Origin of the sequence: Mesorhizobium sp. M4A.F.Ca.ET.090.04.2.1 (assembly GCF_003999085.1) — a bacterium.
GTDB lineage: Bacteria > Pseudomonadota > Alphaproteobacteria > Rhizobiales > Rhizobiaceae > Mesorhizobium.
This window is the reverse complement of sequence record NZ_RZOT01000364.1, coordinates 1-6,222: the sequence shown is the minus strand read 5'-3', so window position 1 is coordinate 6,222 and position 6,222 is coordinate 1. Positions and strand designations below refer to the sequence as shown.

Annotated in this window: 6 protein-coding genes; all 6 read right to left on the bottom strand. The window is 65.3% G+C overall.

From position 1 onward, the window contains the following. A partial coding sequence (locus EN781_RS22775) for an alpha/beta fold hydrolase (protein WP_127400357.1) occupies window positions 1-1,170 on the bottom strand: 1,170 nt, incomplete at its 3' end. 122 nt (window positions 1,171-1,292) lie between these two features. Continuing rightward, window positions 1,293-1,607 (bottom strand): formate dehydrogenase subunit delta, encoded by a 315-nt coding sequence (locus tag EN781_RS22770; protein WP_126056760.1) that lies wholly within the window; start codon window positions 1,605-1,607, stop codon window positions 1,293-1,295. Continuing rightward, a complete protein-coding gene (gene fdhD, locus EN781_RS22765) occupies window positions 1,597-2,424 on the bottom strand; it encodes a formate dehydrogenase accessory sulfurtransferase FdhD (RefSeq protein WP_189347747.1) in 828 nt (275 codons plus the stop codon). The genes EN781_RS22770 and fdhD overlap by 11 nt, the downstream gene beginning before the upstream one ends. Continuing rightward, window positions 2,424-2,642 carry a hypothetical protein gene (locus EN781_RS22760; protein ID WP_126056759.1) on the bottom strand — a complete coding sequence of 73 codons (219 nt, stop codon included), beginning with the start codon at window positions 2,640-2,642 and terminating at the stop codon, window positions 2,424-2,426. The genes fdhD and EN781_RS22760 overlap by 1 nt, the downstream gene beginning before the upstream one ends. Window positions 2,643-2,729: 87 nt before the next feature. Beyond that, window positions 2,730-5,642 (bottom strand): formate dehydrogenase subunit alpha, encoded by a 2,913-nt coding sequence (fdhF, locus tag EN781_RS22755; protein WP_126056758.1) that lies wholly within the window; start codon window positions 5,640-5,642, stop codon window positions 2,730-2,732. A 10-nt stretch (window positions 5,643-5,652) separates the two neighbouring features. Then, window positions 5,653-6,222, bottom strand: a 570-nt coding sequence (locus EN781_RS22750; RefSeq protein ID WP_281034389.1) for an NADH-ubiquinone oxidoreductase-F iron-sulfur binding region domain-containing protein, incomplete at its 5' end; no start/stop codon positions are given.

Sequence of the window (6,222 nt, the reverse complement as noted above, 5' to 3'; positions counted from 1 at the left end):
GGCATGGCTGGCGAGCTGCATGGTCACGCGCGCCGTCAGCCCGACCGGCTGGCCGCGCAGCTCGATCTCGCCGACATGCGCCCCTTGCGCGCTCGCCACGCCGATCTGCTGCGCCGCCTCGCGCAGCGCCGCCGCGCAGCGCACGGCGCGCGCCGGCCCGTCGAAGCGCGAGACCATCAACTCGCCATGCGTGCCGGCGGTGCGCCCGCCATGGCGGCCGACCAGCAGCCGCCAGGTTTCCTGGAAGCGCTGGCTGCGCTCGCTCCACATGCGGTCGCCGAGCTTGGCTGTGTCGTAGATGCGCGTCACCAGCAGTGCGGCGAGCACGCGCTCGGTGTCGGCCACCGCCGGTTCCCCGGTCAGAAACTCCTCGATCAGGTCGGCCACGCGGTCGACGTCGCCGGTCCACACCGGATGGTCGCGCCCGGCGATCTCAACCAGCCGAGCGCCGGGGATCTTGCGGGCAAGGAAGCGACTCGCGTCGGGGTCGACCCGCACATCGTTGCGGCGATGGATCAGGAGCGTCGGCGCGCTGATCGTGCTGAGGATGCCGCGCACGTCGACGCCGGCATTCATGCGCGCCAGCGCTGCGGCCGCCGTCGGGCTCGCCGACAGCCGCTCGAACCGCGCCCACCATTGCGAAAAATGCGGGTCGTCGACCCGGCCCGGCGCGAAATTGGGCAGCGTGGCGCCGGTCCCCCACGCCGTTTCCGTCGTCGCGATGAAGGCCTCGAGACGCTCTGGCGGCATCACCCATCTGTGGAAATTCGCATAGCCGCCATAAAGCACCAGCGACCGTGTCCGCTCAGGATAGGTGGCCGCGAACAGCATCGCCATCGGCGCTCCTTCCGAGGCGCCGAGGATCGCCGCGCGGCCGCTGCCGGCGGCATCCATCACCGCGCGCACGTCGTCCATGCGGGTTTCCAGGCTGGGCAGGTGGCGGCTGTCGACGCGGTCGGAGAGGCCGGTGCCGCGCTTGTCGAACAGGATCAGCCGCGAGAAGGCCGAAAGTCTTTTCAGCAGACGGCTGTAGCCCTCATCCTCCCACTGCAGGTCGAGGTTGGAGATGAAGCCCGGCACGAAGACGAGATCGAACGAGCCCTGGCCGACCACCTGATAGGCGATCCGCACATCGCCGCTACGGGCGTACCGGGTCTCGATCGGCCTCACGCAACACCCCGCCGGCCAGACGATTTCTTGTCGTCGACCATAGCAGAGCTATGCCGTCCGCGGCAGACAAACTTTAGAGAGCTAAAATATAAGGCCTATGGTGAACGGGAGCGACGGCCGCGTTACTTGTGCAAGGCACCGTTCTCGCCTTGCGCAGGCCCGGTGTAACCGATGCTCGTGTCGGCCTGTTCGGACGTCTTGGGCCGCTTGATCTTTGCCGAGGCGGCCACCACTAGCTCGTTGAACGTCTCGGTGCCGTTGTCGAGCATCTCGAACAGCTGCCGCCGCATCCTCGGTTCCCAGAACTTGTTGATGTGCTCGGCGACGCCGGTGATGCCTTCCTCGCGCGGCTTGGAATCGAAGAAGGTTGCGATCTGGTTGGCCATGCGCACCAGCTTTTCCCTGGTGCTGGTGATGTGATCTTCGTCATGCGACATGCTTGGCAACTCCGGAAACCACCCGGTCTGGGTGGGTGAAAATATCGAAATCTTCGCCGCGCACCAGCGCCACCAACGTCATGCCGGCGGCCTCGGCCGTGCGGATGGCAAGTGCCGTCGGCGCCGAAACGGCGATGATGATGGCCGCACCGATTGCCGCCGTCTTCTGCACCATCTCCACCGAGACCCGCGAGGTCACGACGACGGCGCCCGTCGAACCGTCGATGCCGGCCCTGGCCAGCGCGCCGGCCAGCTTGTCCAGTGCGTTGTGACGGCCGACATCCTCGCGCGCCATGACGATGCCCTTGCCCGGCACGTAGAAGCCGGCGGCGTGCACCGCGCCGGTCTCGGTATGCAACGGCTGCACCTTCGACAGGCGCTTGACCGAGCGGGTGATGTCCTCGGCCTCAAGCGTAAGCTTCGACGAACCGACCGCGTCGACCGAGCGCATCGCTTCCTCGATCGATTCGATGCCGCACAAGCCGCAGCCGACCGGTCCGGCAAGCCTGCGACGCCGCGCCTGGAAGCGCGTGTTGGCCTTGTCCTTCAGCCGGATCTGGATGTCGATGCCGGCGCCGAGATCCTCGACCTCGATCGCCTCGATCTCTGCCGGGTCGGCAACGATGCCCTCGGTCAGCGAGAAGCCGAGCGCGAAATCCTCGAAATCGGCGGGGCTCGCCATCATCACCGCATGCGTGGTGCCGGCATAGGAGAATGCCACCGGTGTCTCCTCCGGCACCATCCGGTTCGCAGCCGCAGTGCCGCCGGCGCGACGCGCGAGACGAGAGATTTGGGTTATAGCGGGTCGGCTTGTCACTATCTCATCCAACCAGACTTCAACTCCGGGAACTTCTGCCCAATTTCTTCAAACGCCGGCATAAAGCCATTGCCTAATATTAATCCAACCATAAGGCGGAGGCTCGAAAATTCGGCACTTGTTACTTGGCTTTGAATTTCAATAAGGTAGTCGTTGAGTTCGTTGCTTTGCCGGCTGCACAGTTCGAGGAGTTTGTTGTGAGCTTCTTTGCTGGTCACCAAAAACTCCTCCCGTAGTAGTGATCGAAATCCTCTTCTTAATGGAGAGGGCTGGAATGACGGGGCCGATAAAAGCTCCGGCGAAGACTACTCCGCCGCTTCCAGCGGAAGGACGCGCCGGCTCTGGCGGGCCTGCTCGTTATAGTCCTTCTGCCAGTCAGTCGGCCCATTGGACGGCGCCACCTGCACGGCGGTGACCTTGTATTCCGGACAGTTGGTCGCCCAGTCCGAGAAGTCGGTCGTGATCACGTTGGCCTGGGTGTCCGGATGGTGGAAGGTCGTGTAGACGACGCCCGGCGAGACGCGGTCGGTGATCAGCGCGCGCAGCGTGGTTTCGCCGGAACGGCTCGTCAGCCGCACCCAGTCGCCTTCGCGAATGCCGCGGTTCTCTGCGTCGTGCGGATGGATCTCCAGCCGGTCCTCGGCATGCCACATCACGTTGTCGGTGCGCCTGGTCTGCGCGCCGACATTGTACTGCGAGAGAATCCGGCCGGTGGTGAGCAGCAGCGGGTAGCGCGGCCCGGTCCGTTCGTCCGTCGCCACATATTCGGTGCGGATGAACTTGCCCTTGCCGCGCACGAAGCCGTCGACATGCATGATCGGCGTGCCGAGCGGCGCCTTGTCGTTGCAGGGCCACTGCACCGAGCCGACACGGTCGAGCAACTCAAAGGAGACGTTGGCGAAGCTCGGCGTCGTCTTGGCGATCTCGTCCATGATCTCGGAAGGATGCTGGTAGTTCCAGTCGAGCCCGATCGCGCGGGCGAGCTCCTGCGTCGCTTCCCAGTCGGCATAGCGCGCCTTCGGCTCCAGAACCTTGCGCACCATGTTGATGCGGCGCTCGGCGTTGGTGAAGGTGCCGTCCTTCTCGAGGAAGGTCGAGCCCGGCAGGAAGACATGCGCGTAGTTCGCCGTCTCGTTGAGGAAGAGATCGTGCACGACGACGCATTCCATCGCGGCGAGCCCGGCTGCGACATGCTTGGTGTCGGGATCGGACTGCAGGATGTCCTCGCCCTGGATGTAGATGCCCTTGAAGGAGCCGTCGACGGCGGCGTCCAGCATGTTGGGGATGCGCAGACCCGGCTCGTCGTCCAGCTTCACGCCCCACAGGCTCTCGTAGATGTCGCGCACCGCTTCGCCGGAGATGTGGCGATAGCCGGGCAGCTCGTGCGGGAAAGAACCCATGTCGCAGGAGCCCTGCACGTTGTTCTGGCCGCGCAGCGGGTTCACGCCGACGCCCGGCCGGCCGATATTGCCGGTGGCCATGGCGAGGTTGGCGATCGCCATCACTGTGGTCGATCCCTGGCTGTGTTCGGTGACGCCGAGGCCGTAGTAGATCGCGCCGTTGCCGCCCTTGGCATAGAGGCGCGCAGCACCCCGGATCAGCTCAGGGTCGACGCCGGACAGTTTGCCGACAGTCTCGGGGCTGTTTTCGGGCAGGGCGACGAAGGACGCCCAGTCCTGGAACTCCGCCCAGTCGCAGCGCTCGCGGATGAAGGCTTCGTCGAACAGGCCCTCGGTGACGATCACATGCGCCAGCGCCGTCAGCACGGCAACGTTGGTGCCGGGCTTCAGCGGCAGGTGATAGTCCGCTTCGATATGCGCCGACTTGACCATCTCGGTGCGGCGCGGATCGAGCACGATCAGCTTGGCGCCCTGGCGCAGCCGCTTCTTCAGCCGCGAGGCGAACACCGGATGGGCGGAAACCGGATTGGCCCCGATGATGACGGCGACGTCGGTGAATTCGACCGAGTCGAAATCCTGCGTGCCGGCCGAGGTGCCGTAGGTCTGGCCGAGCCCGTAGCCGGTCGGCGAATGGCAGACGCGGGCGCAGGTGTCGACATTGTTGTTGCGGAAGCCCTGGCGCACCAGTTTTTGGACGAGGTAGGTCTCTTCGTTGGTGCAGCGCGAGGAAGTGATGCCGCCGATCGCTGTGCGTCCGTACTGGTACTGGATACGGCGGAATTCCTTGGCCGTATGGGCGATCGCCTCTTCCCAGCTCACCTCGCGCCAGGGATCCGAGATCTTTTCGCGGATCATCGGCGACAGGATGCGGTCCTTGTGGGTGGCGTAGCCATAGGCGAAACGGCCCTTCACGCAGGAGTGTCCGTGGTTCGCCTTGCCATCCTTGTAGGGCAGCATGCGGATCACCTCGTCGCCCTTCACCTCGGCCTTGAACGAGCAACCGACGCCGCAATAGGCGCAAGTGGTGACGGCCGAGCGCTCCGGCATTCCCTTCTCGAGCACCGTTTTCTCGCGCAGCGCGTCGGTCGGACAGGCCTGCACGCAGGCGCCGCAGGAGACGCATTCGGAGGTGATGAAATCCTCATGCATGCCGGCGACCATGCGTGATTCAAAGCCGCGGCCCTCGATGGTCAGCGCGAAGGTGCCTTGCACTTCCTCGCAGGCACGCACGCAGCGTGAGCAGACGATGCACTGTGCCGGATCATAGGTGAAATACGGATTGGACTCGTCGCGGGCGATGTAGTCGACGGCCAGCGAGCCATGCCCGGGCGCGACGCCGTCTTCCTGCTTGACGTGATTGCGGCCCTCGATGCCGTAGCGGTTCTCGGTCAGGCCGACCGACTTCGCCACCGCGTCGAATTCGCTGGCACCGGTGCCGGCCTGCTCGTTCCAGCCGGTCGGATGGTCGGAGACGTAGAGCTCCATGACACCGCGGCGGATGGCGTCGAGCCGCTCGGATTGCGTGCGCACCACCATGCCTTCGCCGACCGGCGTCGTGCAGGAGGCTGGGGTGCCGCCGCGCCCTTCGATCTCGACCAGGCAGACGCGGCAAGAGCCAAAAGTGTCCAGCATGTCGGTGGCGCAGAGTTTTGGGATCTCGACCCCGCCTTCCATCGCCGCGCGCATGATCGAGGTGCCTTCCGGCACGCTGATGCTGCGGCCGTCGACGGTCAGCGTGATCCGCTTCTCAGCCTTCGATTCCGGGGTCCCGTAGTCGATCTCTTCGATGAGCGATGGGAAGTCGGCCTTGATGTTCATCTGCCAGCTCCTATTCAGCCGCCACGCGCGTAGGCGCCGGCTTGAAATCCTCGGGGAAATGCGTGATCGAGCTCATCACCGGGTAGGGCGTGAAGCCGCCCAGCGCGCACAGCGATCCGAACTTCATCGTGTTGCAGAGGTCGGTGACCAGTGCGAGGTTCTTCTCCGCCTCGATGCCGGAGGCGACCTTGTCGAGAACCTCCACTCCGCGCGTCGATCCGATGCGGCAGGGCGTGCACTTGCCGCAGCTCTCGATGGCGCAGAACTCCATGGCGAATCGCGCCTGCTTCAGCATGTCGGCGGTGTCGTCGAACACGGTGAGGCCGGCATGGCCGATCAGCCCGTCCTTGGCGGCGAAGGCCTCATAGTCGAAGGGCGTGTCGAACAGCGCGCGCGGGAAATAGGCGCCGAGCGGACCGCCGACCTGCACCGCCTTCACCGGACGCCCGGAAGCCGTGCCGCCGCCGATCTCGTCGACGATCTCGCCCAGCGTCAGGCCGAAGGCCGTCTCGAACAGGCCGCCATGCTTGACGTTGCCGGCAATCTGGATCGGGATCGTGCCGCGCGAGCGGCCCATGCC

What these genes read in the sequence shown, in the direction of transcription:
- fdhF (WP_126056758.1), bottom strand. Translation starts at nt 5,642, where the DNA reads ATGAACATCAAGGCCGACTTCCCATCGCTCATCGAAGAGATCGACTAC.
- EN781_RS22770 (WP_126056760.1), bottom strand. Translation starts at nt 1,607, where the DNA reads ATGTCGCATGACGAAGATCACATCACCAGCACCAGGGAAAAGCTGGTG.